The sequence below is a fragment of the Actinomadura gamaensis genome (genome assembly GCF_042652125.1).
In the GTDB taxonomy this organism is placed as follows: domain Bacteria; phylum Actinomycetota; class Actinomycetes; order Streptosporangiales; family Streptosporangiaceae; genus Spirillospora; species Spirillospora gamaensis.
The window spans coordinates 253,320-278,210 of the sequence record NZ_JBHSIT010000008.1; the positions used below are offsets into that span (position 1 = coordinate 253,320).

23 protein-coding genes, 1 tRNA gene and 1 pseudogene are annotated in these 24,891 nt (G+C 72.5%); 20 read left to right on the forward strand and 5 right to left on the reverse strand.

Going from position 1 to position 24,891, the window contains the following annotated elements:
- Window positions 1–42 precede the first annotated feature (42 nt).
- A complete protein-coding gene (locus ACFPCY_RS26955; RefSeq protein WP_378259629.1) occupies window positions 43–465 on the reverse strand; it encodes a hypothetical protein in 423 nt (140 codons plus the stop codon).
- Between the two features lie 268 nt (window positions 466–733).
- Here ACFPCY_RS26955 and ACFPCY_RS26960 point away from each other — a divergent pair, with 268 nt between their 5' ends.
- From ACFPCY_RS26960 to ACFPCY_RS26980, 5 genes are all read left to right on the forward strand, one after another.
- Complete coding sequence (locus tag ACFPCY_RS26960) at window positions 734–1,534, forward strand: transglycosylase family protein (protein ID WP_378259630.1); 801 nt, start codon at window positions 734–736, stop codon at window positions 1,532–1,534.
- Between the two features lie 80 nt (window positions 1,535–1,614).
- Entirely contained in the window at window positions 1,615–2,568 is a 954-nt protein-coding gene (gene rsmA / locus ACFPCY_RS26965) for a 16S rRNA (adenine(1518)-N(6)/adenine(1519)-N(6))-dimethyltransferase RsmA (RefSeq protein ID WP_378259631.1), read from the forward strand.
- Window positions 2,534–3,643: a glycoside hydrolase family 26 protein gene (locus ACFPCY_RS26970; RefSeq protein WP_378259632.1), complete on the forward strand. Its 1,110-nt coding sequence runs from the start codon at window positions 2,534–2,536 to the stop codon at window positions 3,641–3,643. Before rsmA ends, ACFPCY_RS26970 begins: the two co-directional genes overlap by 35 nt.
- Before the next feature lie 205 nt (window positions 3,644–3,848).
- Window positions 3,849–4,766: a 4-(cytidine 5'-diphospho)-2-C-methyl-D-erythritol kinase gene (locus ACFPCY_RS26975; protein ID WP_378259633.1), complete on the forward strand. Its 918-nt coding sequence runs from the start codon at window positions 3,849–3,851 to the stop codon at window positions 4,764–4,766.
- An 8-nt stretch (window positions 4,767–4,774) separates the two neighbouring features.
- Window positions 4,775–6,553, forward strand: a complete 1,779-nt coding sequence (locus ACFPCY_RS26980) for an ABC-F family ATP-binding cassette domain-containing protein (RefSeq protein ID WP_378259634.1) — start codon at window positions 4,775–4,777, stop codon at window positions 6,551–6,553.
- Between the two features lie 22 nt (window positions 6,554–6,575).
- Here ACFPCY_RS26980 and ACFPCY_RS26985 read toward each other — a convergent pair whose 3' ends face one another.
- Complete coding sequence (locus ACFPCY_RS26985; RefSeq protein WP_378259635.1) at window positions 6,576–7,073, reverse strand: MarR family winged helix-turn-helix transcriptional regulator; 498 nt, start codon at window positions 7,071–7,073, stop codon at window positions 6,576–6,578.
- A 75-nt stretch (window positions 7,074–7,148) separates the two neighbouring features.
- On the opposite strand from ACFPCY_RS26985, the gene ACFPCY_RS26990 reads away from it, so the two are divergent.
- Window positions 7,149–7,961 carry a trans-aconitate 2-methyltransferase gene (locus ACFPCY_RS26990; protein ID WP_378259636.1) on the forward strand — a complete coding sequence of 271 codons (813 nt, stop codon included), beginning with the start codon at window positions 7,149–7,151 and terminating at the stop codon, window positions 7,959–7,961.
- Window positions 7,962–8,060: 99 nt separating this feature from the next.
- Entirely contained in the window at window positions 8,061–8,423 is a 363-nt protein-coding gene (locus ACFPCY_RS26995; RefSeq protein WP_378259637.1) for a VOC family protein, read from the forward strand.
- Window positions 8,424–8,596: 173 nt separating this feature from the next.
- On the opposite strand, the gene ACFPCY_RS27000 is transcribed toward ACFPCY_RS26995, so the two are convergent.
- Window positions 8,597–9,484, reverse strand: coding sequence for a TetR/AcrR family transcriptional regulator (locus tag ACFPCY_RS27000; RefSeq protein ID WP_378259638.1), 888 nt, complete (start codon window positions 9,482–9,484; stop codon window positions 8,597–8,599).
- 17 nt (window positions 9,485–9,501) lie between these two features.
- On the reverse strand, window positions 9,502–10,506 hold the full coding sequence (locus ACFPCY_RS27005) for an acyl-CoA desaturase (RefSeq protein WP_378259639.1): 1,005 nt from the start codon (window positions 10,504–10,506) through the stop codon (window positions 9,502–9,504).
- 198 nt (window positions 10,507–10,704) lie between these two features.
- Between ACFPCY_RS27005 and ACFPCY_RS27010 the strand changes: the two genes are divergently transcribed.
- The 13 genes and pseudogenes from ACFPCY_RS27010 (at window position 10,705) to rfbD (ending at window position 24,203) form a co-directional block, all read left to right on the forward strand.
- Window positions 10,705–11,577: an ADP-ribosylglycohydrolase family protein gene (locus tag ACFPCY_RS27010; RefSeq protein WP_378259640.1), complete on the forward strand. Its 873-nt coding sequence runs from the start codon at window positions 10,705–10,707 to the stop codon at window positions 11,575–11,577.
- Window positions 11,578–11,654: 77 nt separating this feature from the next.
- A tRNA-Gln gene (locus ACFPCY_RS27015) sits at window positions 11,655–11,726 on the forward strand.
- Between the two features lie 191 nt (window positions 11,727–11,917).
- Window positions 11,918–13,342 (forward strand): annotated as a pseudogene (gene glmU, locus ACFPCY_RS27020) (bifunctional UDP-N-acetylglucosamine diphosphorylase/glucosamine-1-phosphate N-acetyltransferase GlmU); the annotation flags it as partial.
- Window positions 13,343–13,514: 172 nt separating this feature from the next.
- Window positions 13,515–14,495 (forward strand): ribose-phosphate diphosphokinase, encoded by a 981-nt coding sequence (locus ACFPCY_RS27025; RefSeq protein ID WP_378259641.1) that lies wholly within the window; start codon window positions 13,515–13,517, stop codon window positions 14,493–14,495.
- A gap of 378 nt (window positions 14,496–14,873) precedes the next feature.
- On the forward strand, window positions 14,874–15,506 hold the full coding sequence (locus ACFPCY_RS27030; protein WP_378259642.1) for a 50S ribosomal protein L25/general stress protein Ctc: 633 nt from the start codon (window positions 14,874–14,876) through the stop codon (window positions 15,504–15,506).
- 101 nt (window positions 15,507–15,607) lie between these two features.
- On the forward strand, window positions 15,608–16,183 hold the full coding sequence (gene pth, locus ACFPCY_RS27035) for an aminoacyl-tRNA hydrolase (protein ID WP_378259643.1): 576 nt from the start codon (window positions 15,608–15,610) through the stop codon (window positions 16,181–16,183).
- A 121-nt stretch (window positions 16,184–16,304) separates the two neighbouring features.
- Window positions 16,305–17,771 carry a sugar transferase gene (locus tag ACFPCY_RS27040; RefSeq protein ID WP_378259644.1) on the forward strand — a complete coding sequence of 489 codons (1,467 nt, stop codon included), beginning with the start codon at window positions 16,305–16,307 and terminating at the stop codon, window positions 17,769–17,771.
- 145 nt (window positions 17,772–17,916) lie between these two features.
- Window positions 17,917–18,864, forward strand: a complete 948-nt coding sequence (locus tag ACFPCY_RS27045) for an inositol monophosphatase family protein (RefSeq protein ID WP_378259888.1) — start codon at window positions 17,917–17,919, stop codon at window positions 18,862–18,864.
- A 29-nt stretch (window positions 18,865–18,893) separates the two neighbouring features.
- Entirely contained in the window at window positions 18,894–19,811 is a 918-nt protein-coding gene (gene cysD, locus ACFPCY_RS27050; RefSeq protein ID WP_378259645.1) for a sulfate adenylyltransferase subunit CysD, read from the forward strand.
- 29 nt (window positions 19,812–19,840) lie between these two features.
- On the forward strand, window positions 19,841–21,103 hold the full coding sequence (locus ACFPCY_RS27055; protein ID WP_378259890.1) for a sulfate adenylyltransferase subunit 1: 1,263 nt from the start codon (window positions 19,841–19,843) through the stop codon (window positions 21,101–21,103).
- Between the two features lie 219 nt (window positions 21,104–21,322).
- Window positions 21,323–22,390 carry a glucose-1-phosphate thymidylyltransferase gene (locus ACFPCY_RS27060; RefSeq protein ID WP_378259646.1) on the forward strand — a complete coding sequence of 356 codons (1,068 nt, stop codon included), beginning with the start codon at window positions 21,323–21,325 and terminating at the stop codon, window positions 22,388–22,390.
- Entirely contained in the window at window positions 22,387–23,367 is a 981-nt protein-coding gene (gene rfbB / locus ACFPCY_RS27065; RefSeq protein ID WP_378259647.1) for a dTDP-glucose 4,6-dehydratase, read from the forward strand. Before ACFPCY_RS27060 ends, rfbB begins: the two co-directional genes overlap by 4 nt.
- Entirely contained in the window at window positions 23,364–24,203 is an 840-nt protein-coding gene (rfbD, locus tag ACFPCY_RS27070; protein ID WP_378259648.1) for a dTDP-4-dehydrorhamnose reductase, read from the forward strand. Before rfbB ends, rfbD begins: the two co-directional genes overlap by 4 nt.
- 70 nt (window positions 24,204–24,273) lie before the next feature.
- Here the strand turns inward: rfbD and ACFPCY_RS27075 are convergent, their stop codons facing one another.
- Window positions 24,274–24,876, reverse strand: a complete 603-nt coding sequence (locus ACFPCY_RS27075; protein WP_378259649.1) for a dTDP-4-dehydrorhamnose 3,5-epimerase family protein — start codon at window positions 24,874–24,876, stop codon at window positions 24,274–24,276.
- Between the last annotated feature and the right edge of the window lie 15 nt (window positions 24,877–24,891).

Here is a 24,891-nt window from a genome sequence, read left to right on the forward strand (position 1 = left end):
CCGCCGCCCGCCGCACCCGGTCCGGAGCCGTGGCGGCGGGGGTCAGGGGTGCTGGGAGGCGCGCCAGCGGGCGGCCTTCTTGCGGCGTTCGCGGGCGAAGACCACCGCGACGACGAGGCATCCGCCGATGGCGATGCCGAAACCGCCCATCCTCGCCATGAGGCTGCGGCCGAAACCGTGGCCGTAAGGACCGAAGGGGCCGAAACGGATCGGGACGTCGCGCCCGTAGTCGTCCATGTTCACGTTGTAGATGTGACCCGAGCCGGTGGTGCCGTCGGGCTTGACCCAGACGCCGCGGCAGTGGAGCGTCTGGGACCTGCCGGTGTGCGTCCGCTGGCACGACAGGACGCGCGCGGTGGCCTTGTCGCCCGCCAGCACCGTGTAGCCGACCGCCACGGGCCAGATCGCGGCCGCGGCGACGATCAGCAGGGGGATCAGCACGCCGGGCGATCTGAACGTGCGCATGGCCCTCCTCGGGACGCCCCGTGCTCGTTGCGGGCGCCTCCTGCTCGTTGTGGACGTCCGGTGCGCGGTGCGGATGTCCGCGTACTCGACGAGGGCGAAGGCTACCGGAGCGAAAGGGACGTTGCGGGCGCGCAGTGGCGTGCGGGGTGCCGGTGGCGCTAGGTTCATCGGCCATCGGGACGACAACCCCCAGGCCGCCCCGGACGTCCCCACCCGCGCGTCCGGGCCGGCACCCCCTCCTGCCACCGTCCCGCCCCCGGAGGAGATCGTGCGCCGTCACCCGAGTCTCGTCGTGCCCCTGGCCGCCGTCACGCTGCTCGCCGCCGCGTGCGGGTCCGGCGCGAAGGCCGCGCCGCCGCCCGGAAAGTCGAGCCCGGCGGGCGACGCCGCCGCGCCGTCCGGCCCGCCGCCGAAGAAGGTCGTGATCGTGGTCGACACGGCCCGCACGGAGGTCATGACGACCGGGCAGACCGTCCAGCAGGTGCTGGACCAGGCGCACATCGCGCTGGGCAAGTACGACCTGGTGAACCCGGCCAAGCAGGAAGCGCCGGCGGACACGATCAAGGTGACGCGGCTGCTGTCCAAGCCGCAGACCAAGACCATCACGACCGATCCGCCGACGGTGAAGAAGAAGGTGTCGTCGCTGCCGCCGTTCAGCCAGAAGGAGCTGCGGAAGGGCAGGCCGGAGATCAAGATCGTCCAGGTGGCGTGGGTGCGGCGGCACGGCAAGAAGGTCAAGGCCGTGCTCTCGCAGAAGCTGAAGCAGAAGGCCGTGCCGCGGATCCTCGGCATCGGCCCGCAGAGCGCGGCCGGCGGGGACGTGGCGAAGCTGAACTGGGCGGCGCTCGCGCAGTGCGAGTCCGGTGGCAACCCGCACTCGGTGAACCCCGCCGGGTACTACGGGCTGTACCAGTTCTCCATCCCGTCGTGGGCGTCGGTGGGCGGTTCGGGCAAGCCGAGCGACGCCCCGGCCGCCGAGCAGACCTACCGCGCGCAGCTGCTCTACAAGCGGGTCGGCGGACGGTGGCAGGGCCAGTGGCCGAACTGCGGCCACTTCCTGTTCTCCTGACCGCCCCGCAGCCCCGCCGGAGGCCGTCCGGTGGGCGGGCGCGCCCGGAGCATCGCGCGGCACCTGGGAGACTGGGGCGCGTGGGGGACTCTCAGGGACTTCTCGGCCCGGCCGACATCCGCGAGCTGGCCGGGGCGCTCGGCATCCGGCCGACCAAGACGCTCGGGCAGAACTTCGTCATCGACGCCAACACCGTCCGGCGGATCGTCCGGACGGCCGAGCTCGACCCGGACGACGTGGTCGTCGAGGTCGGGCCGGGCCTCGGCTCGCTGACGCTGGCGCTGCTGCCCGAGGCGGGCCGGGTGGTGGCCGTCGAGATCGACGCGGCGCTCGCCCGCGCGCTGCCGATCACCGTGGCGGCCCGCGAACCGGAGCTGGCCGGACGGCTGGAGGTCGTGCACGCGGACGCGCTCAAGATCACCGAACTGCCGGGGCCGGCGCCGACCGCGCTGGTCGCGAACCTGCCGTACAACGTGGCCGTCCCGGTCGTCCTGCACCTGCTGGAGCGCCTGCCGTCGCTGCGCCGGGCGCTGGTCATGGTGCAGGCCGAGGTCGCCGACCGGATGACCGCCGCGCCGGGCGGCCGGATCTACGGCGTGCCGTCGGTGAAGCTGGCCTGGTACGGGGACGCGCGCCGGGCCGGGCCGGTCGGGCGCGCCGTGTTCTGGCCCGTCCCGAACGTCGACTCGGGCCTGGTCGCGTTCACCCGGACGGCCCCTCCGGAGACGACCGCCACGCGCGAGCAGGTGTTCGCCGTGATCGACGCGGCGTTCGCGCAGCGCCGCAAGACGCTGCGCGCCGCGCTCGCGGGCTGGGCGGGCTCGGCCGCCGCAGCCGAGGAGGCGCTGCGCGCCGCGGGGGTGGATCCGAAGACCCGGGGCGAGCAGCTCGACGTGGCCGCGTTCGCCCGCATCGCCCAGTATCGTCCTGTGGGCGAGGTACGCGGCCACGGGCGGCCCGCGGCACCGGAAGAGGCGGAGGATCATGCTGAGCGCGCGGGTGACGGGGGCCCTCCGGGCGGTACGGAAACGTGATCGGGTCCTGACGGGGACGGCGGTCGCGGCGGTGCTGGCGCTGGCCGCGTCCGGATGTTCGGACGGCGCGCGCGCCACCCCGAGGATCACCACCACCGTCAAGCAGGGCGTCGCGCCGACCCCGCCGCAGCGCGGCGCGTACTTCGGCGCGTGGGTCAACCCGGACGAGCGCACGGCGCTTCCCAGCGGCAGCCCGAGCGTCGGCCCGAGCGCGTCGAAGTCGCCGTCCGGCTCGCCCGGCCCGGACGAGTCGTCCTCGTCGTCGGCGTCGATGGCCGCGCTGGAGGGCTTCGAGCGGCAGCTCGGCCGCCGGCTGGACTTCGCGCAGAGCTACCACGGCTGGAAGGCCGCGTTCCCGGACGAGGCGGACAAGGCCGTCCTCGCCGGTGACCGCTACCTGCTGCTGTCCTGGTCGGCGGGCGACACCAAGCAGATCCTCGGCGGCAAGTACGACGACATGGTGCGGCAGCGCGCCCGCGCCCTGAAGGCGACCCGCAAGCCGGTGTTCCTGCGCTGGCAGCGGGACATGGACCGGTTCGGCCCGACCACCAAGATCCACGACCCGGTGGACTTCATCGCGGCCTGGAAGCACCTGCGGCTGATCTTCTCCGAGGAGAAGGTGGACAACGTCGCCTGGGTCTGGTGCCCGTCCGCGCGCGGCTTCCCCGACATCGCGCCGGACTACTACCCCGGCGACGACGAGGTGGACTGGATCTGCGCCGACGTCTACCCCGGCGCGGACTACGACTACCGCGACCTGTCCGAGGCGTCCCGGAAGTTCTTCGAGTGGGCGCAGCACCACCCGCGCCCGGTGATGATCGGGGAGTTCGGCGTCCCGGCGTCCTACGGGTCCCGGCGGGCGGAGTGGCTGCGCAACGCCAGCCAGTACCTCCAGGAGCACCCGCAGGTGAAGGCCGTGTCCTACTACGACTCCGACGAGGACGCCGACGAGCCGCGCGACCGGTCGCACATGTACTCCGTCGCGGGCGACAAGCGGGCCGTCTCGGCGCTGCGCGAGCTGGCGACCACGCCGTTCTTCAACCCCCACAACCTCCCGGTCACCCCCGGCTCCTGACCCGGTCACCCCCGGCTCCCGACCCGGTCGCCCCCGGCTCCCGACCCGGTCGCCCCCGGCTCCCGGCCCGGTCACCCCCGGCTCCTGAGCCGGTCGCCCACGGCTCCCGGCCCGGTCGCCTCCGGCCGACCCCGGCTCCTGACCCGGTCCTTCCCCGCGGCTCGAAGGTCCGGGCGGGGGCGCGCTTCCCGTACGCTCGGTAAGCGTGAAACCAGTGACGGTACGCGTTCCCGCGAAGGTGAACCTCCAGCTCGGCGTCGGGCCCCTCCGTGACGACGGCTACCACGACCTGGTCAACGTGTTCCACGCCGTGTCGCTGTTCGACGAGGTGACGGCCGTCCCGGCGGACGCGCCGTCGGTGACCGTCGAGGCGGCCCCGGACGCGCAGGTCGCGATTCAGAACGTCCCGCTGGACGGCGGCAACCTCGCGATGCGCGCCGCGCGCCTGCTGGCGGAGCGGGCCGGCGTCGAGCCGAACGTGGAGCTGCGCATCCGCAAGGCGATCCCGGTCGCGGGCGGCATGGCGGGCGGTAGCGCCGACGCCGCCGCCGCGCTGCTGGCCTGCGCCCGGCTCTGGAAGGCCGACCTGCTCCTCCCGGCGCTCCCCGAGCTCGGCGCCGAGATCGGCAGCGACGTGCCGTTCGCGCTGCTCGGCGAGTCCGCGATCGGCCTCGGCCGGGGGGAGCGGCTGACGCCGCTGGAGACGTCCGGCACCTTCCACTGGGTGTTCGCGACGGCCGACGGCGGCCTGTCCACGCCCGCCGTGTACGCCGAGTGCGACCGGCTGCGGGAGGCGCGCGGCGAGCGGGTGCCGTGGCCGCCCGCCTACGACGAGCTGGCGAAGGCGCTGGCCGCCGGGGACGCCCGCGCGCTCGGCGCGGCCCTGGCCAACGACCTGCAGCCCGCCGCGCTCTCGCTGCGGCCGTCGCTGCGCCGCACCCTGGACGCGGGCCGCGAGCTGGGCGCGCTCGGCTCGCTGGTCTCCGGATCCGGCCCGACCACGGCGTTCCTGGCCGAGTCCGCCGAGCACGCGGCCGGCCTCGCCGCCGCGCTCGCCGGAGCCGGCGTGGCCAAGCAGGTCGTCCGGGCGTACGGTCCGGTCCCCGGCGCGACGGTAGTCTGAGTGACGCCGTGAATCTGATCAACGTTGAGAACATCAGCAAGTCGTACGGACCGTCCCCGCTGCTGGACGGGGTGTCGCTGGGCCTGGACGAGGGCGACCGCATCGGCGTCGTCGGCCGCAACGGGGGCGGCAAGTCCACCCTGGTCGCGATCCTCGCCCGCCGCCTGAAACCCGACGAGGGCCGCGTCACGCACGCGCGCGGCCTGCGCATGGGCTACCTCACCCAGCGCGACGAGTTCGCGCCGGACGCGACCGTCCGCTCGGTCGTGCTGGGCGACCGCGCCGAGCACGAGTGGGCGGGCGACACCCGCGTCCGCGACGTCCTGTCCGGCCTCCTGGCCGACCTGGCGCTCGACGCGCCGATCGCCGGGATGTCGGGCGGGGAGCGACGCCGGGTTGCGCTGGCCCGGCTGCTGGTGCCCGAGTCCGATCTGCTCGTCCTGGACGAGCCGACCAACCACCTCGACATCGAGGCCATCGACTGGCTCGCCCGGCACCTGAAGTCCCGCCGCGTCGCTCTGCTCGTCGTCACGCACGACCGCTGGTTCCTGGACGAGGTCACCGACCGCACCTGGGAGGTCGTGGACGGCGCGGTCGAGCGCTACGAGGGCGGCTACTCGGCGTTCGTCCTGGCGAAGGCCGAGCGGTCCCGGATCGCCGCCGCGACCGAGGCCAAGCGCCAGAACCTGCTCCGCAAGGAGCTGGCCTGGCTGCGCCGCGGCCCGCAGGCCCGCACGTCCAAGCCCAAGTTCCGGGTGGACGCCGCGCAGGCGCTGATCGCCGACGAGCCGCCGCTGCGCGACACCGTGGAGCTGACGAAGTTCGCGACCGCCCGCCTCGGCAAGACCGTCTTCGACCTGGAGGACGTGACGGTCGAGGTCGGCGGCAACGAGATCTTCGAGCACGTGACCTGGCAGCTCGGCCCCGGCGACCGGCTCGGCCTGGTCGGCGTGAACGGCAGCGGCAAGTCGACCCTGCTCCGCCTGCTGGACGGCGCGGTCCGGCCGACGTCCGGCCGGCTGGTCCGGGGCAAGACCGTCCAGCTCGCGCACCTGTCCCAGAACCTGGACGAGCTCGACCCGGACCGCCGCGTCCTGGAGTCGGTCGAGGAGATCAAGCGCCGGATCACCGTCGGCAAGCGCGAATGGACGGCGTCCCAGCTCCTCGAACGGCTCGGCTTCAAGGGCGACCGGCAGTGGACGCCGGTCGGCGACCTGTCCGGCGGCGAGCGCCGCCGCCTCCAGGTGCTCCGGCTCCTGATGGGCGAGCCGAACGTCCTGCTGCTGGACGAGCCGACCAACGACCTCGACATCGAGACCCTGACCGAGCTGGAGGACATCCTCGACGGCTGGCCGGGCACGCTCGTCGTCGTCAGCCACGACCGCTACTTCCTGGAGCGCGTCACCGACCGCGTGGTCGCGCTCCTCGGCAACGGCAAGATCTCCTTCCTGCCCGGCGGCGTGGACGAGTACCTGGCCCGCCGCGCGTCCGGCGGGGCGACCACGAAGACCGCCCAGGCGGCCCAGGCCGTCCGTGCCCAGGAGGCCCGTCCCGCCGCCAAGCCCAAGAGCAGCGCCCAGGACTGGAAGGCCCGCAAAGAGCTGGACCGCCTGGAGCGGCGCCTGGAGAAGCTGGCCAAGCAGCAGGCCGACCTGCACGAGCAGCTCGCCGCCCACGCCACCGACTACGCCAAGCTCCAGGAGCTCGACGCCGAGCTGAGGTCCCTCCAGTCCGAAGCCGCCGAAGTCGAAGAAGAGTGGCTCATGCTCGCCGAAAACGTCGAATAACCGGACAGCCCCCGGTTCGGGGTCAGTCCTGGTTGGTGTCGAAGGGGACCAGGAGGGTCCTGAGGAGGCCGCCGAGGGTTTCGCGGTCGGCGGGGGAGAGGGCGTCGAGGATGGCGTGCTCGCGTTCCAGGAGGGCGGCGAAGGCGGCGTCGACGCGGGTGCGGCCGGCCTCGGTGAGTCGGACGAGGACGCCGCGCTTGTCGGCCGGGTCGGGGTGGCGTTCCACCAGGCCGGCCTCGGTGAGGCGGTCGATGCGGTTGGTCATCGTGCCGGAGGTGACCAGGGTGGCGCGCAGCAGGCGGCCGGGGGACAGCTCGTAGGGCGCGCCCGCGCGGCGCAGGGCGGTGAGGACGTCGAACTCCCAGGATTCCAGGTCGTGTTCGGCGAACACGGCGCGGCGGGCGCGGTCCAGGTGGCGGGCGAGGCGGGAGACCCGGCTCAGCACCAGCAGCGGAGAGACGTCGAGGTCCGGCCGCTCGGCGTGCCAGGCCTCGACGAGCCGATCGACCTCGTCGTGCATGGGGTCACCCTACCTGTCTTGATATCGAGAAGACTTTCTTGACATCAAGATAGCGGCGGGGCATCATCTGTCTTGATGTCGAGAGAAACGATGCCCAGGCCGCCCGCGGCCGTCTGGGACCCCGCGCAGTACGGGGCCTTCGGCGGCGAGCGCGGCAGGCCGTTCTTCGAACTGGTCGCGCGTGCCGGGGTGCGGAGCCCGGGCTACGTGGTCGACCTCGGTTGCGGGTCGGGCGAGCTGACCGCCGCGCTGGCCGAGCGCTGGCCGGACGCCGTGATCGACGGCTACGACAGCTCCCTGGAGATGGTCCAGGCCGCCCGCGCGCACGAGATCCCCGGACGCCTGGAGTTCGGCGTGTGGGACGTCGCGGAGTGGCGTCCCGAGCGTCCGGTCGATCTGATCGTGTCCAACGCCGTCCTGCAGTGGGTGCCCGGCCACGTGGAGATGTTCCCGCGCTGGCTCGACGCGCTCGCGGACGGCGGCCGGCTCGCCTTCCAGGTGCCCGGGAACTTCGGCGCGCCCAGCCACGTGCTGCTGCGCGAGCTGTGCCTGTCGGCGCGCTGGCGCGACCGGCTCGGCGGCGTGCTGCGGACCGATCCGGTCCTCGAACCGGCCGGATACCTCGACGCCCTCGCCCGCCTCGGCTGCGTCGTGGACGCCTGGGAGACGACCTACTCGCAGGTCCTCCAGGGCGACGACCCGGTGCTGGAGTGGGTCAAGGGGACGGCGTTGCGGCCCGTCCTGACGGCGCTCAGCCCGTCCGACGCGGACGAGTTCCTCGGCGAGTACCGGGAGCTCCTCCGCGAGGCGTACCCGAAGACCTCCTACGGAACCGTGTTCCCCTTCCGGCGCATCTTCGTGGTGGCCGGGAAGCGCACCGGTCCCTAGAGCAGGATGCCGTCCGCCGCGCGGGGGAAGCGATTCCGTTCCCCTGCGGTGCGTCACCCCGCGCGGCGGACGGCGTCCAACACCCTCCGAGGAGAACCCATGGCCATCAAGGGCTACCACCACGTCCAGATCGCGGCTCCGGCCGGGAGCGAGGACGCCATGCGCGGCTTCTACTCGGGCGTGCTGGGGTTCGAGGAGATCCCCAAGCCGGAGAAGCTGGCCAAGCGCGGCGGTGCGTGGTTCCGCGGCCCGGGCCTCGAACTGCACGTGGGGATCGACGCCGAGTTCCGCGCCCCGAAGAAGGCGCACCCGGCCTTCCTCGTGGACGATCTGGACGGCCTCGCCGACCGCCTGCGCGCGGCCGGGCACGAGGTGATCCCGGACGGCCTGTTCCCCGGCTACCGGCGCTTCTACGCCGCCGACCCGGCGGGCAACCGCCTGGAGTTCCTGGAACCCGCCTGACGCCGCACAGGACGCCTGGCGCCACACAGACGCCTGATGCCACACAGGGACGCCTGACGCCACCCAGGCACGCCTGACGCCACACAGACGCCTGACGCCGCACAGGAGAGAGGGCGGCTCCCGCGCGTGCGGGAGCCGCCCTCTTCTCGCGTGTGGCGATCAGTACCCGGCCCTCAGTACCTGGCGATCTCGCTCGTCTCGCGGAGGGCCGCGTCCGCCGGGATCTCGTCCGCGGCGAGGCCCTCGGTGAGGTCGTCCAGCTCGGCGGCGGGGCCGTCCGCGCCCTCGGCGGACGGGTCGTCCCGCCGGGCCTTCCGCTGGGCCTTCTCGGCCTTCGCGGCGGCGCGCCCGGCCTTCGCCTCCGCCTTCTCGGCCCTGGCCCGGTCCTTCTCGCGCTGCTTCTCCAACCGCTCCAGCTCCTTGCGGCGCCGCTTCGGATCGAGGTAGGGGCGGGGCTCCAGGCCGGACAGGCCGTTCCAGGCGAGGTTGACGACGTGCGCGGCGACCTCCTCGCGGCCGGGCTTGCGCACGTCCAGCCACCACTGGCCGGTCAGCGCGACCATGCCGACGAGGGACTGCGCGTACATCGGCGCGGCCTTGTCGTCGTACCCGTGGCGCTTGAACTCCTGCGCCAGGATGTGCTCGACCTCACCGGCGATCTCGCTGAGGAGGCTCGCGTACGAGCCGGTTCCGGTCCCGCCGTGCGAGTCGCGGACGAGGATGCGGAACCCGTCGGGGTGCTCCTCGATGTAGGCGAGCAGCGCGAGGGCGGCCTTCTCCAGCTTGGACCGGTAGTGGGTCGCCGAGTTCAGGGACTCGGTCACCATGGACAGGAGCCGCTCGAACTCCCGGTCCACGACCACCGCGTACAGGCCCTCCTTCCCGCCGAAGTGCTCGTACACCACCGGCTTGGAGACCCCGGCCGCGCCGGCGATCTCCTCGACCGAGGTGCCGTCCAGCCCCCGCTCGGCGAACAGCGTCCGGCCGATGGTGAGGAGCTGCTCGCGTCGTTCCTTGCCGGTCATGCGCTTCCTGCGCGACCTCGGGACGGGTTCAGTCACGCCGTCAATTGTGACGGTCACGCGGCCTTCTCGTCGCCGCGGGTGCGATCCGCGACCGTTTCGACGCCTTCGCGGCCGTCCAGCCGCCGGGCGGCGAGGCGCTCGGCGTTGGGCCAGCGGACGTTGGTGGCCCAGCCCAGCTTCTCGAACGCCCAGATGATCCGGGCGCTGATGTCGATCTGGCCCTTCAGCACGCCGTGCCGGGCGCAGGTCGGGTCGGAGTGGTGCAGGTTGTGCCAGGACTCGCCGAGGGACGGGATCGCGAGCCACCACACGTTGCGGGACTTGTCGCGGGCCTCGAAGTGCTCCTTGCCGAAGGTGTGGCAGATCGAGTTGATCGACCAGGTCACGTGGTGGACGAGCGTCACGCGGACGACGCCGGCCCAGAAGAACGCGGTGACCGCGCCCATCCAGGACCAGGTGATGAGGCCGCCGAGGACGCCGGGCAGCAGCAGCGTCACCGCGACCATGCCGGGGAACCAGCGGTGGATGGCGGTCATGTCCCGGTCCTTGAGCAGGTCCGGGGCGTAGCGGCGCTTGTTGGTGCGGTTGCCGTCGAACAGCCAGCCGTAGTGCGCCCAGGCGAGGCCCTTGGCCAGGGCCTTCCAGTCCGAGCCGAACCGCCACGGCGAGTGCGGGTCGAGCTCCATGTCGGAGTGCTTGTGGTGCCGCCGGTGGTCGGCGACCCACGTGATCACCGGGCCCTCGACGGCGAGGCTGCCGCAGAGCGCCATGAAGATCTTCAGGCCCCGGTTGGCCTTGAAGGAGCCGTGCGTGAAGTACCGGTGGTAGCCGACCGTGATCCCGCCCGCCGACAGCACGTAGAAGATCGCCGTGAGGACGACGTCGGTCCAGGAGAGGAACGAGCCCCACAGCATCGGGACGGCGGCGAAGAGTGCGAGGAACGGAACGCCGGTGAAGACGCCCACGAGGATCTTCTCGAGTGTGCCCTGGGGTTCGGCGTCGAATTCCGGCTGGCCCTTGCGTCGCTCCGTAGCGTCGACAACGGGGGCTGTAGTCATGCGTCACCACTTCTTCCTGCTCAGAGAGCCCTTACCTACGTCACCGTAACCTACGCTCCCGTAGCTAAACAGCTTCGGGAAGTAAAATCGCGCACAGCGGCCGAAACTCGCGTTACGGTCACCATGCGGTTACCCCGCCCCGCCCCGCCCCCTCGGGGGCGGGACCCACGGCAGCCCCCACGCTCGGACGGAGCCCGCATGGCACCCCTCACCCGCGCCCTGGCATCCCTGGACGGACTCTCGGTCGGCGACGCCTTCGGCGACCGGTTCTTCGAACTCGCGAACCGCGGCCTGTCGCCGGACCGCGACCTGCCGCCCCGCCCGTGGGCCTGGTCGGACGACACGGAGATGGCCTGCACGGTCGTGGACGTCCTCGCCCGGTACGACCGGATCGAGCAGGACGAGCTGGCCGCCCGCTTCGCCGAGCGGATGAACGTCGGCCGGGCCTACGGCGTCGGCGCGCTCGAACTGCTCACCCGCGTGCGGTCCGGGCACGACTGGCGCGTCGCCGCCTGCGACTCCTTCGAGGGCAAGGGGTCCTACGGCAACGGCGCGGCGATGCGCGTCGCGCCGCTCGGCGCCTACTTCGCCGACGACCCGGACCGCGCCGCGCGCGAGGCCGAGCTGTCCGCCGAGGTCACCCACGTCCACCCGGAGGGCGTCGCCGGGGCGGTCGCCGTCGCGGTCGCCGCGGCGTACGTGGCCCGCACGGACGACCCGGCGCCGCGCGATGTGATCGAAATCGCCCTCGACCACACGCCGGGGTCGGGCGAGCAGGTCCGGCGGGGGCTGCGCCGGGCGCTGGACCTGCTCCGGCAGTCGCCGAAGGAGGCCGCGCACGAGCTCGGCAACGGGTCGCGCATCTCGGCGCCGGACACCGTCCCGTTCTGCCTGTGGGTCGTCGCCACCCACCTCGACGAGTACGAGCGGGCCGTCCGAACGTGCGCGTCGGTCGGCGGCGACATGGACACCACGGCCGCCATCACCGGCGGGATCCTCGGCGTCCGGACGGCGCCGCCGAGGCAGTGGCTCGACGCGCGCGAGCCCCTGCCCGAATGGCTCGGCGCCTGAGAAAAGGTGTACCGGAGGCGATGGTGGGCTTCGGTATCCTTGGCGTGATCGGCGGGGCGTTTCGTCCCGCCGGGCGATCCGGCGTGGTGTAACTGGCAGCACAAGGGTTTTTGGTGCCCTTAGACAAGGTTCGAATCCTTGCGCCGGAGCCGAACTGCTCCTCCCCGTCGGTCCGTGCCCGCCGGGTGCTGGCCGACAGGTCCGGTCCGGACGGTATCCTTCGGGTGTCGGGCGCGCTCTGACCTGCCACGCCGTCCTGCCGACCCGGTGGACGGAAGGTGAACCTCCACAGCCGCCGCGTCCCGCGACCCACCCGTCCGCGATGCCGAGGAGCCTCCTAGTGAGTGCCAGCCACCCGGCTGCCGTCATCGTCCTCGCCGCAGGTGAGGGCTCCCGGATGAAGTCCCGTACCTCCAAGGTCCTGCACGAGCTGTGCGGACGCACCATGCTCGGCCACGTGCTGGCCGCGGCGGGCGCCCTCGCCCCCGAGCGGACGCTGGTGGTCGTGGGCCACCGGCGCGAGCAGGTGGTCGAGCACCTGAAGCGCACCTCGCCGCACGCCGAGCCGGTCGTCCAGGAGCGGCAGGGCGGCACCGGCCACGCCGTCCGGACCGCGCTGGAGCAGGTCGGCGACCTGCGCGGGACCGTGGTCGTCACCAACGGCGACCACCCGCTGCTGCGCGGCGAGACCCTCGCCGAGCTCGTGCGCACGCACGAGGACGAGGGCAACGCCGTCACCGTCCTGACCACCGAGATGCCCGACGCCACCGGCTACGGCCGCATCCTGCGGGAGGAGGGCGGCGCGGTCGCCGGGATCGTCGAGCACAAGGACGCCACGGCCGCGCAGCGCACCGTCCGCGAGATCAACGTCGGCATGTACGCCTTCGACGGCGCGCTGCTCGCGGGCGCCCTGAAGCGGGTGAGCACCGACAACGCCAGCGGCGAGGAGTACCTCACCGACGTCGTCGCGATCCTGCGCGGCGACGGCCACCGCGCCGGCGCCTACCGCGTCCCGGACTGGATCGAGACCCAGGGCGTGAACGACCGGGTCCAGCTCGCGCAGGCCCGCCGCCAGCTCAACGACCGCCTCCTGGAGTCGCTCATGCGCTCCGGGGTGACGATCGTCGACCCCGCGTCGGTCTGGGTGGACGTGCAGGTGACCGCCGAACCGGACGCGGTCGTCCACCCGAACACCCAGCTGCGCGGCGAGACCCGCCTGGGCGCCGGGGCCGAGGTCGGGCCCGGCTGCACGCTCACCGACACCACCGTCGGCGCGGACGCCCGCGTGGTCAACGCGGTGTGCGTCCAGGCCGAGATCGGCCCCGAGGCGGCCGTCGGCCCCTACGCCTACCTGCGGCCCGGCACGCGGCTCGACCGCGGGGCCAAGGCGGGTACGTACGTCGAGATGAAGAACTCGCACGTCGGCGAGGGCGCCAAGGTCCCGCACCTCACCTACGCCGGGGACGCCGAGATCGGCCCCGCCGCCAACATCGGCGCGGGCACGATCTTCGCCAACTACGACGGCGTCACCAAGTCCCGCACCGTGATCGGCGAGCGCGCGTTCGTCGGCAGCAACACGGTGCTGATCGCTCCGGTCGAGGTCGGCGACGGCTCGACCACCGCCGCCGGATCGGCGATCACCAACGACGTGCCGCCCGGCGCGATCGCCGTCGCCCGCGGGCGGCAGCGCAACGTCGAGGGGTGGGTCGAGCGCAGGCGCGCCGGCACCCCCCAGGCCGAGGCGGCGCGCCGCGCCCGCGAGCGGGACGGCCTCCGGCCGGACGGCGCGGAGCAGGCCGGCGCGGAGCAGGGCGGCGCGGAGCGGGCCGGCAAGGAGCAGGGCGGCATGGAGCAGGGCGGGACCCGCGACCGGAACCGCGGCGAGGACAAGGCCGGCGAGTGAGCGGCGCAACGATCTCTGAGGGGGAGTCGTCCAAGTGAGTGGGATCAAGGCCAGCGGCGAGAAGAAGCTCATGCTCTTCACCGGCCGCGCCCACCCGGAACTGGCCAAAGAGGTAGCGGCGAATCTCGACGTCGAGCTGACGCCGACCTCCGCCTACGACTTCGCCAACGGCGAGACCTTCGTGCGGTTCCTGGAGTCGGTCCGGGGCAGCGACGCGTTCGTGATCCAGAGCCACACCGCGCCGATCAACCAGTGGATCATGGAGCAGCTGATCATGGTGGACGCGCTCAAGCGCGCCTCCGCCAAGCGGATCACCGTGGTCGCGCCGTTCTTCGGCTACGCCCGGCAGGACAAGAAGCACCGCGGCCGCGAGCCGATCTCGGCCCGGCTGATGGCCGACCTGTTCAAGACCGCGGGCGCGGACCGGCTGATCACCGTGGACCTGCACACCGCGCAGATCCAGGGCTTCTTCGACGGCCCGGTCGACCATCTGTTCGCGCTGGACCTGCTGGCCGACCACTTCGAGGACAAGCTCGACCTGTCCCAGGTCACCGTGGTGGCGCCGGACGCCGGCCGGGTACGGGTCACCGAGCGCTGGTCGGACCGGCTCGGCGGCGTGCCGATGGCGATCATCCACAAGAAGCGCGACCCGGACGTGGCCAACGAGGTCAAGGTGTTCGACGTGGTCGGCGACGTCGAGGGCCGCACCTGCGTGGTGGTCGACGACATGATCGACACCGCCGGCACGATCGTGAAGGCCGCCGACGCGCTGTTCGAGCACGGCGCGACGCGGGTCGTGGTCGCCGCCACGCACGGCGTGCTGTCCGGCCCGGCGGTGGACCGGCTCAAGAACTCCAAGATCTCCGAGGTGGTGCTGACCAACACGCTGCCCATCCCGGAGGACAAGCAGTTCGACAAGCTGACCGTCCTGTCGATCGCCCCGATGGTCGCCCGCGCGATCCACGAGGTGTTCACCGACGGCTCGGTGACCAGCCTGTTCGGCGGTCACAGCTAGATCGCGGCCAGACCGCCGGCTTCGAGCGGCGTCGAGCGCCCGGTCCGCCTCGTGCGGGCCGGGCGCTCGCGCGTCCGGCCGGACAGGCCCCGGTGGGGCGCCCGAAGCCCCGGCTCCGGCCGTCCCGCGGGCGCCCGCTTGGGCCGTGGTGGCCTGAGACGTTCCGGCCATCGGCTAGACTCTTTGAATCCGCGTATGCCCCCGGGTCGGTTCAGTGCGGCCCTGGCAGTGGAACCTGGGCAGGTTCCGCACTCCCCGGAGGAACGCGTAAACGAGTCTTCGAGGCGCACGACGCATCGAGCAACGCCTGATTCGCACTGTCCGTAGCGGACGACCGTGCCGGTCGGCCGTGGATCGCAACAACGAGGAGTTTTCGCCGTGTCCGAGGTACGCATCGCCGCCGAGCCGCGCACCGAGTTCGGTAAGGGTGCCGCGCGGCGCACCCGCCGGGCCGGCAAGGTGCCCGCCGTCCTCTACGGCCACGGCACCGACCCCGTGCACATCGCGCTGCCGGGCCACGAGCTCATGCTCGCCCTCAAGACCCCGAACGTGCTGCTCTCCATCGACATCCCCGGCAAGGGCGCCGAGCTGGCCCTGCCGAAGGACGTCCAGCGCGACCCGATCAAGGGCTTCCTGGAGCACGTCGACCTGCTCGCGGTGAAGCGCGGCGAGAAGGTCACCGTCGAGATCCCGGTGAACCTGACCGGCGACGTGGTCGCCGGCGGCGTCGTCGCGCAGGAGACCGTGCAGCTGGCGGTCGAGGCCGAGGCCACCCACATCCCCGAGGCCGTGGACGTCGAGATCGGCGGCCTGGAGGTCGGCACCCAGGTGCACGCCTCCGACGTGAAGCTCCCGGCGGGCGCCACCCTGGTCACCGACCCCGAGTCGCTGATCCTGCAGATCAACGACGCGACCGCGTCCGCGGGCGACACCGAGGGCGAGGCCGCCGAGGCCGAGGAGACCCCGGCCGAGGCCGAGACTCCGGCCGAGGGCGAGGAGTCCGCCGAGTGACGACCGGTTCGGTCTGACGCTCGTTCAGCAGTTCCAGAGCACGGCCCCTTCCGGTGCGTCCGCACCGGAAGGGGCCGTGCCCGTCTCTCCGGAGAACCGTGGTGAGCACTGATCTGTGGCTGGTCGTGGGGCTGGGCAATCCCGGGCCGTCCTACGCGGGCAACCGGCACAACGCCGGTTTCATGGTGCTGGACGTCCTCGGCGGGCGCGCCGGCGGCAAGTTCAAGTCGCACCGGTCGCGCGCGGACGTCCTGGAGGGCCGCCTCGCGGGCTCGCGCGTCGTGCTGGCGAAGCCGCGCTCGTACATGAACGAGTCGGGCGGGCCGGTGAAGGCGCTGCGCGACTTCTACAAGGTCCCGGTCGAGCGGACGGTCGTGGTGCACGACGAGCTCGACATCCCGTACGGCGCGATCCGCATCAAGAAGGGCGGGGGTGACAACGGGCACAACGGGCTGCGCTCGATCACCCGGTCGCTCGGCGACAAGGAGTACCTGCGCGTCCGTTTCGGGGTGGGTCGCCCGCCCGGACGGATGGACGCCGCCGACTTCGTCCTCAAGGATTTCTCCTCGGTCGAGCGCAAGGAGCTCGACCTGAACGTCGAGCGCGCGGGCGACGCCGTGGAGGCGTTGCTCACCAGCGGCCTCGACGCGGCGCAGAACGTCTTCCACGCGTCATAACGCCCGTAAGATGCATCACAACGTGGTGCATGTGGGCGCATGTGAACCCCGAGCGGTATTCGGCCGTCTCTGGGATAGGAACCGCGTTCCGGGGCAAGTTGGGCAAGGCGGTGATGTCGGTATGGCCGTGATGGACGGGCTTCGGTCGCCGAAAGGCGAGACTTCCGGAGACGTCCGGGCACGGTCGAGCGTCCAGCAGTGGACGCGCGGCTACCAGCGGGCGGCCGTGGCGCTGGACGCGCTCGCCATGCTCCTGGCGGGCGGGGTGGCCTTCGCCGCCCGCTTCCCCGGCTTCCCGGACCGGATGACCCTGCCGTACGCGGTGTTCTCGCTCGCGCTGCCGCTGTTCTGGCTGGTCGCGCTCGCGCTGTGCCGGGCCTACCAGCCGCGCTACACCGGCGTCGGGTACGAGGAGTTCCACCGCGTGCTGCGCGCGGGGTTCCTGATGATCGCCTCGGTCGCGATGGTCTCCTACGCGCTCAAGATCGAGGTCGCGCGCGGGTACGTGGTGCTCGCGCTGCCGCTCGGCGTCTTCCTGTGCCTGGTCGCGCGGTACCGGCTGCGCAAGCGGCTGCACGCGCGGCGCTGGAAGGGCGACTGCATGCGCCGGGTGGTCGCGGTCGGCCACCGCGCCGCCCTGTCGGACCTGATCCGCCTGCTGCGGCAGAAGCGCTACCACGGCATGGACGTCGTGGCGGTGTGCCTGCCTCCGAACGACCGCGGCGGCCCGGTCGCGAAGGTGCCGGTCGCCGGCGACTTCGCGCAGGTCGCGCAGGTGGTGGAACGGCTCGGCGCCGACTCGGTCGCGGTGCTGGCCTGCCCGGAGATGGACGGGGTGGCCCTGCGCCGGCTCGCCTGGCAGCTCGAACGGGACGACGTGGAGCTCGCCGTCGCCCCCGCGCTGATGGACGTGGCGGGTCCGCGCATCTCGATCCGTCCGGTGTCCGGGCTGCCGCTGCTGCACGTGGAGCACCCGGAGCTGGACGGCGTCCGCAAGGCGCTGAAGACGCTGCTCGACCGGGTGGGCGCGGCGGCGGCGCTGCTCCTGCTGAGCCCGCTGCTGCTGACCGTGGCCTTCGTGATCAAGCTGACCGACCGGGGCCCGGTGCTGTTCCGGCAGGTCCGGGTGGGGCGCGGCGGGCGCGAGTTCACCGTGCTGAAGTTCCGCACCATGGTCGTGGACGCCGAGCGCCGCAAGGCCGAGCTGCTGGCCGACAACGAGCACGACGGCGTGCTGTTCAAGATCCGTTCGGATCCGCGGGTGACCCGGGTGGGCCGGCTGCTGCGCCGCTACTCGCTGGACGAGCTGCCCCAGCTGATCAACGTGCTGCGCGGCGAGATGTCGCTGGTCGGCCCGCGTCCCCCGCTGCCGGAGGAGGTCGCCCGGTACGGTGGCGACGTGTACCGGCGGCTGGTCGTCCGGCCGGGGCTGACCGGGCTCTGGCAGGTGAGCGGGCGGTCCGACCTGAGCTGGGAGGAGTCGGTCCGGCTCGACCTGCGCTACGTGGACAACTGGTCGCTCGCGATGGACCTCCAGATCATGTGGAAGACCTGGTCGGCCGTGGTCCGCGGCTCCGGGGCCTACTGACCGGCGGGCCGCCGCGGGTACTGCCGCCCGCTCCGGGCGCGTACGCTGCGCGTACCGGGTACCCGGTGTCGGCCGCCGTTCGGCTGCCATGAGATTCTTAACCCAACTGATCGGCTGAGTCGGGAATTGGGGTGTGACGGACGGCATGACCGACCACGCGCTGGCGGCCGAACTGGCGACCGAGGCCGGCCGGCTCCTCCTGGACGTCCGGGACGAGCTGGGCTTCGGCGACTCGCGCGCGCTCAAGGACACGGGCGACCTGCGGGCGCACGAGTACCTGATGGCGCGCCTGGCCGAGCGCTGTCCCCGCGACGCCGTGCTCTCCGAGGAGGGGCGGGCGTCGGTCGCGGGCAAGCGGTCCGCCGGGTCGTCCGCGGCGCCGACCGCGAACACCGCCCTCACCGACCGGCTGGCCGCCCCGCGCGTCTGGATCGTCGACCCGCTGGACGGCACCCGCGAGTTCAGCGAGGAGGGACGGCTCGACTGGGCCGTCCACGTGGCGCTCTGGACCGGTGACCGCCTCGCGGCGGGCGCGGTCGCGCTCCCCGGACGCGGCGTGACGCTGCACACCACCGAGGACGGCGCGGCCGTCCTCCCGACCGGCCCCGCCGCGTCGGGCTGGACGTCCGGAACCACCGCTTCCGGGACGGCCGTTTCCGGGGCGGCCGGCACCGCCGCTTCCGGGAACGCCGCTTCCGGGAACGCAAAGGCGGGGCCGCTGGCCGTGCCGGAGCCGGCCGATCCCGGCAGGATCCGGATCGCGGTGAGCCGGTCGCGGCCGCCCGCGTTCCTCGACGACCTCGCCGAGCGCGTCCCCGTGGAGCTCGACCTCGTGCCGATCGGATCGGCCGGCGCGAAGATCTCGGCCGTGCTGCTCGGCGAGGTGGACGCCTACGTCCACGCGGGCGGCCAGTACGAGTGGGACTCGGCCGCCCCGGCCGCGGTCGCGCTCGCGGCCGGCGCGCACGCGTCCCGCGTGGACGGCGCCCCCCTGATCTACAACCGGGCGGACCCGCGCCTCCCGGATATCCTGGTGTGCCATCCGGTGTCGGCACCGACGCTGCTGTCCGGCATCCGGGACGTCGCCCGATGACCGGCCCCGAAGTCAGGAAGCCCCCACCCATGCAGCGCTGCGATTACCTGCTGTCCCAGCTTGACGTGCTCGAAGCCGAGTCGATCCACATCATCCGCGAGGTGGCCGCCGAGTTCGAGCGGCCCGTCCTGCTCTTCTCCGGCGGCAAGGACAGCATCGTGATGCTGCGCCTGGCGCAGAAGGCGTTCTGGCCGGCGCCGGTGCCGTTCCCGGTCATGCACGTCGACACCGGGCACAACTTCCCCGAGGTGATCGAGTACCGCGACCGCCGGGTGGCCGAGCTCGGCCTGCGGCTGGTCGTGGCGTCGGTGCAGGAGTCGATCGACGCCGGACGCGTCGTCGAGGAGACCGGCCGCCGCGCGTCCCGCAACCGGCTCCAGACGACGACGCTGCTGGACGCGATCGAGGAGCACCGGTTCGACGCCGCGTTCGGCGGGGCCCGCCGCGACGAGGAGAAGGCCCGCGCCAAGGAGCGCGTCGTGTCGTTCCGCGACGAGTTCGGCCAGTGGGACCCGAAGAACCAGCGTCCCGAGCTCTGGAACCTGTACAACACGCGCATCCGGCAGGGCGAGCACGTCCGGGTGTTCCCGCTGTCGAACTGGACCGAGCTGGACATCTGGGACTACGTCCGGCGCGAGGGCCTGGAGCTGCCGCCGATCTACTTCGCGCACACCCGCCGGGTGTTCGAGCGCGACGGGATGCTGCTGGACGCCGAGACCGGCTTCGCCAACCGCGGCGACGACGAGCCCGAGTTCGAGGCGACCGTCCGGTACCGGACGGTCGGCGACGCGTCCTGCACCGGCGCGGTGAAGTCGAACGCCGCGACGCTGGAGCAGGTGATGGAGGAGATCGCCGCCACCCGGATCACCGAGCGCGGGCAGACCCGCGCCGACGACCGGTCGTCGGAGGCCGCGATGGAGGACCGCAAGAAGGAGGGCTACTTCTAGTGAGCACCGTGACGAGTGCCGGCAAGCCCATGGACATCCTGCGGTTCGCGACGGCGGGATCGGTGGACGACGGCAAGTCCACCCTGATCGGCCGGCTGCTGTTCGACTCCAAGTCGATCTTCGAGGACCAGCTGGAGGCGGTCGAGCGGACCTCCGCCGACCGCGGCGAGGAGTACACCAACCTCGCGCTGCTCACCGACGGCCTGCGCGCCGAGCGGGAGCAGGGCATCACGATCGACGTGGCGTACCGGTACTTCGCGACGCCGCGCCGCAAGTTCATCATCGCCGACACCCCGGGGCACATCCAGTACACCCGGAACATGGTGACCGGGGCGTCCACCGCGGACCTCGCGATCATCCTGGTGGACGCGCGCAAGGGCATCCTGGAGCAGTCCCGGCGGCACGCGTTCCTCGCGACGCTGCTGAAGGTGCCGCACCTGGTCGTCGCGGTGAACAAGATGGACCTGGTCGGCTACGACCGGGCCGTCTACGAGCGGATCGTGGACGAGTTCACCGCGTTCGCCGCCAAGCTGGACATCACCGACCTGACGTTCGTGCCGATCTCGGCGCTGCACGGCGACAACGTGGTGGAGCGCTCGGGGAACACGCCCTGGTACGAGGGCAGCTCGCTGCTGCACCACCTGGAGCACGTGCACATCGCCTCGGACCGCAACCTCATCGACGTCCGGTTCCCGGTGCAGTACGTGATCCGGCCGCACAAGAGCACCGACCCCGAGCTGCACGACTACCGCGGCTACGCGGGGCAGGTCGCGGGCGGCGTGCTGAAGCCGGGCGACGAGGTGGTGCACCTGCCGTCCGGCCTGACCACGACGATCACCCACATCGACGGCCCGGCCGGCCCGGTGGACGAGGCGTACGCGCCCATGTCGGTCACGCTGCGGCTGGCCGACGACATCGACATCAGCCGCGGCGACATGATCGCCCGGCCGAACAACCGGCCCGAGGTCGCCCAGGACATCGAGGCGATGGTGTGCTGGATGACGCCGGACCGGCAGCTCACCCCGCGCACCAAGCTGATCGTCAAGCACACGACCCGCACCGCGCGGGCGATGGTCAAGGACCTCAACTACCGCCTCGACGTCAACACGCTGCACCGCGACGAGGACGCGACCGCCCTCGGCCTGAACGAGATCGGCCGCATCAGCCTCCGGGTGACCCAGCCGCTGTTCGTGGACGACTACGCCCGCAACCGGCTGACCGGCGGCTTCGTCCTGATCGACGAGGCCACCAACAACACCGTCGCGGCCGGAATGATCATCTCCGCCCGCTAGCGACCCGCCGGCCGCCCGCCGGACCGCCGGCCGCCGGGGCCCCCGGGCCCGGCGGCCGGGCTCTGAAGCGGCGCCAAAGGGGCCGGGGCTGGCTGGTTGTGGTCAGGGGCAACCGGGGACGGGTCGCTTTCCGGGGCCGGTAATGTCGAGGAGTACTTCCCCCGGTCCCCCTGGAGCCGCTGTGAACCCACTCGTTTCCCCCCGGCCGGGCGGCGTCCTGTGAAGGCGCTCGTGCTGGCGGGCGGCTCGGGGTCGCGGCTGCGGCCGATCACGCACACCTCCGCGAAGCAGCTGGTGCCGGTGGCGAACAAGCCCGTGCTGTTCTACGGGCTGGAGGCGCTCCGGGACGCCGGCATCCGCGAGGTCGGGATCGTCGTCGGCGACACCGCCGCCGAGATCCAGGAGGCGGTGGGCGACGGCTCGGCGTTCGGCCTGGAGGTCACCTACCTCCCGCAGGACGCGCCGCGCGGGCTCGCCCACGCCGTCCTCATCGCCCGCGAGTACCTCGGCGACGACGACTTCGTGATGTACCTCGGCGACAACTTCGTCGTCGGCGGCATCAAGGAGATCGTCCAGCGGTTCCGGGACGAGCGCCCGGACGCGCAGATCATGCTCACCAAGGTCTCCGACCCGCGCGCGTTCGGCGTCGCCGAGCTCGACGCGGACGGGCGGGTCGTCGGCCTGGAGGAGAAGCCGCGGCGGCCCAAGAGCGACCTGGCGCTCGTCGGGGTGTACATCTTCGGCGCGCGGGTGCACGAGGCGGTCGCGCGGCTGAAGCCGTCCTGGCGGGACGAGCTGGAGATCACCGACGCGATCCAGGGCCTGATCGACGCGGGGCACCGGGTCGAGTCCACGGTGATCTCCGGCTACTGGAAGGACACCGGCAACGTCACCGACATGCTGGAGGTCAACCGGCTGGTGCTGGAGGGCGTCGAGCCGTCGGTCGCGGGCACCGTGGACGCGGCGTCCGAGCTGATCGGGCGGGTCGTGGTCGAGGCGGGCGCGACCGTGGCCGGGTCCCGGATCGTCGGGCCGGTGATCGTCGGCGCGGGGTCGCAGGTGCGCGACTCCTACCTCGGGCCGTTCACCTCGATCGACCGGGACTGCCGGGTGATCGACAGCGAGATCGAGTACTCCATCGTGCTGCGCGGGGCGTCCATCGACGGGGTGGGCCGGATCGAGTGCTCGCTGATCGGCCGCGAGGCCGAGGTGACGCCCGCGCCGAACGTGCCCCGCGCGCACCGCCTCGTCCTCGGCGACCACAGCAAGGTGCAGATCAGGCAATGAGAGTTCTGGTGACCGGCGGGGCCGGGTTCATCGGGTCCCAGTACGTGCGGGACCTCGTCTCCGGCGCGTTCCCCGCGTTCGCGGGGGCGCGCGTGACCGTCCTCGACCGGCTGACGTACGCGGGCAACCTGGCCAACCTGGAGCCGGTCGCGGGCGGGTTCGACTTCGTGCGCGGCGACGTGTGCGACGCCGAGCTGCTCGCGGAGGTCGTGCCCGGCCACGACGTGGTGCTCAACTTCGCGGCCGAGTCGCACGTGGACCGGTCGATCGCGAGCGCCGGGGAGTTCGTCCGGACGAACGTGCAGGGCGTCCAGGCGCTCATGCAGGCGTGCCTCGACGCGGGCGTGCCCAGGGTCGTCCAGGTGTCGACCGACGAGGTGTACGGCAGCATCGAGACGGGCTCGTGGGACGAGTCCGCCCCGCTCGCGCCCCGGTCGCCGTACTCGGCGGCGAAGGCGGGCGGCGACATGATCGCGCGCGCGTACGCGGTGACGCACGGGCTGCCGGTGTCGATCACGCGCTGCGGCAACAACTACGGGCCGTACCAGTTCCCCGAGAAGGTCGTCCCGCTGTTCGTGACGAACCTCATGGACGGCCTGACCGTGCCGCTCTACGGGGACGGCGGCAACGTCCGCGACTGGATCCACGCGGCCGACCACTGCCGGGGCATCCAGGTCGTGGCCGAGCGCGGCGAGCCCGGCGAGGTCTACCACATCGCGGGCACGGCCGAGATGACGAACCTCCAGCTCACCCAGCGCCTGCTGGACGCGCTCGGCGTCGGCTGGGAGAAGGTCGAGCGGGTGCCCGACCGCAAGGGCCACGACCGCCGCTACTCGCTCGACGACGCCAAGCTCCGCGCCCTCGGCTACGCGCCGCGGATCGCGTTCGAGGACGGGCTCGCCGAGACCGTCCAGTGGTACGCCGACCACCGCGACTGGTGGGAGCCGCTGAAGAAGCGCAACGAGGCCGCGCGGTGAGATGCCTGGTCACCGGTGCCGGCGGGATGCTCGGCACCGATCTGCTCGCGCGCCTCCCGGACGCCGTCGCCCTGGACCGCGCGGCCCTCGACCTCACCGACGCGGGCGCCGTCCGCGACGTCGTCGCCGCGCACCGCCCGGACGCGGTGATCAACTGCGCCGCCTGGACGGCCGTGGACGACGCCGAGGAGCACGAGGCCGAGGCCCTCGCGATCAACGGCACCGCCGTGGGGTCGCTGGCAGACGCCTGCCGCGACGCCGGCGCGCGCCTGGTGCAGATCTCGACCGACTACGTGTTCCCCGGTCACGGCCCGTACGCCGAGGACGCTCCGACCGCGCCGATCAACGCCTACGGCCGCACGAAGCTCGCAGGCGAGCGCGCGGCCCTCTCCTACGAGCGGGCCTACGTCGTGCGCACGGCCTGGCTGTACGGCGCGCACGGGCCGAACTTCGTCGCGACCATGGCCCGCCTCGCCGCCGAGCGCGACACCGTGGACGTTGTGGACGACCAGCGCGGCCAACCCACCTGGACGGGCGACCTCGCCGGCCGGATCGTCGAACTGCTCACCGCCGACGCGCCTCCCGGCGTGTACCACGGCACGAACGCGGGCGAGACGACCTGGTACGGGCTGGCGCGCGAGGTCTTCACCCTTCTGGGGCACGACCCCGACCGCGTCCGGCCCACCACGACCGACCGGTTCCCGCGGCCCGCGGCCCGCCCGTCCAACAGCGTGCTCGAACACGGCGGCTGGAACCGCGCGGGCCTGCCGCCGCTCCGCGACTGGCGCGAGGCCCTGCGCGCGGCCTGGCCCGAATGCCGTCCCGGCGGGCTGTGACCGAAGGGCCGTGACCGGCGGGCTGTGAGCGAAGGACCGTGACCGAAAGGCCGTGATCGACCGGCCGTGATCAGAGGAAGGTCGCGCCGAGCTTGCCGTAGTAGGCGAGGCAGTCCTGGTAGTCGGGGAGGAGACCGGACTCCAGCGCCTCCTTGAGGGACGGCGCGGCGGCGTCCCGGTCCGACATCACAATCTCGACGTCGGACGGCCACGCGATGCCGAGGTCGGGGTCGAGCGGGTGGACGCCGTGCTCCCGGTGGGGCGTGTACGGCTCGGAGCACAGGTAGATCGCGGTGGTGTCGTCCTCCAGCGAGAGGAACGCGTGGCCCAGGCCCTCGGCGAGGTACATGCAGCGGCGGTTCTCCTCGTCCAGCCGGACCGCGTCCCACTGGCCGAACGTGGGCGAGCCCACGCGGAGGTCCACGGCGACGTCGATGAGCGCGCCGCGCACGCAGGCGAGGTACTTCGCCTGGCCCGGCGGCACGTCCGCGAAGTGCACGCCGCGCAGGACGCCGCGCGCCGACACCGAGCAGTTCGCCTGCTCCAGCTTCAGATCGTGCCCGAGCCGCTCGCGCAGGACGTCCCCGCGCAGCCACTCGTGGAAGGAGCCGCGGCTGTCCCCGTGTACCCGGGGGGTAACGAGGAAGGCTCCCTTGATGCCAAGTGGTTCCACATGCGCAAGAATGCC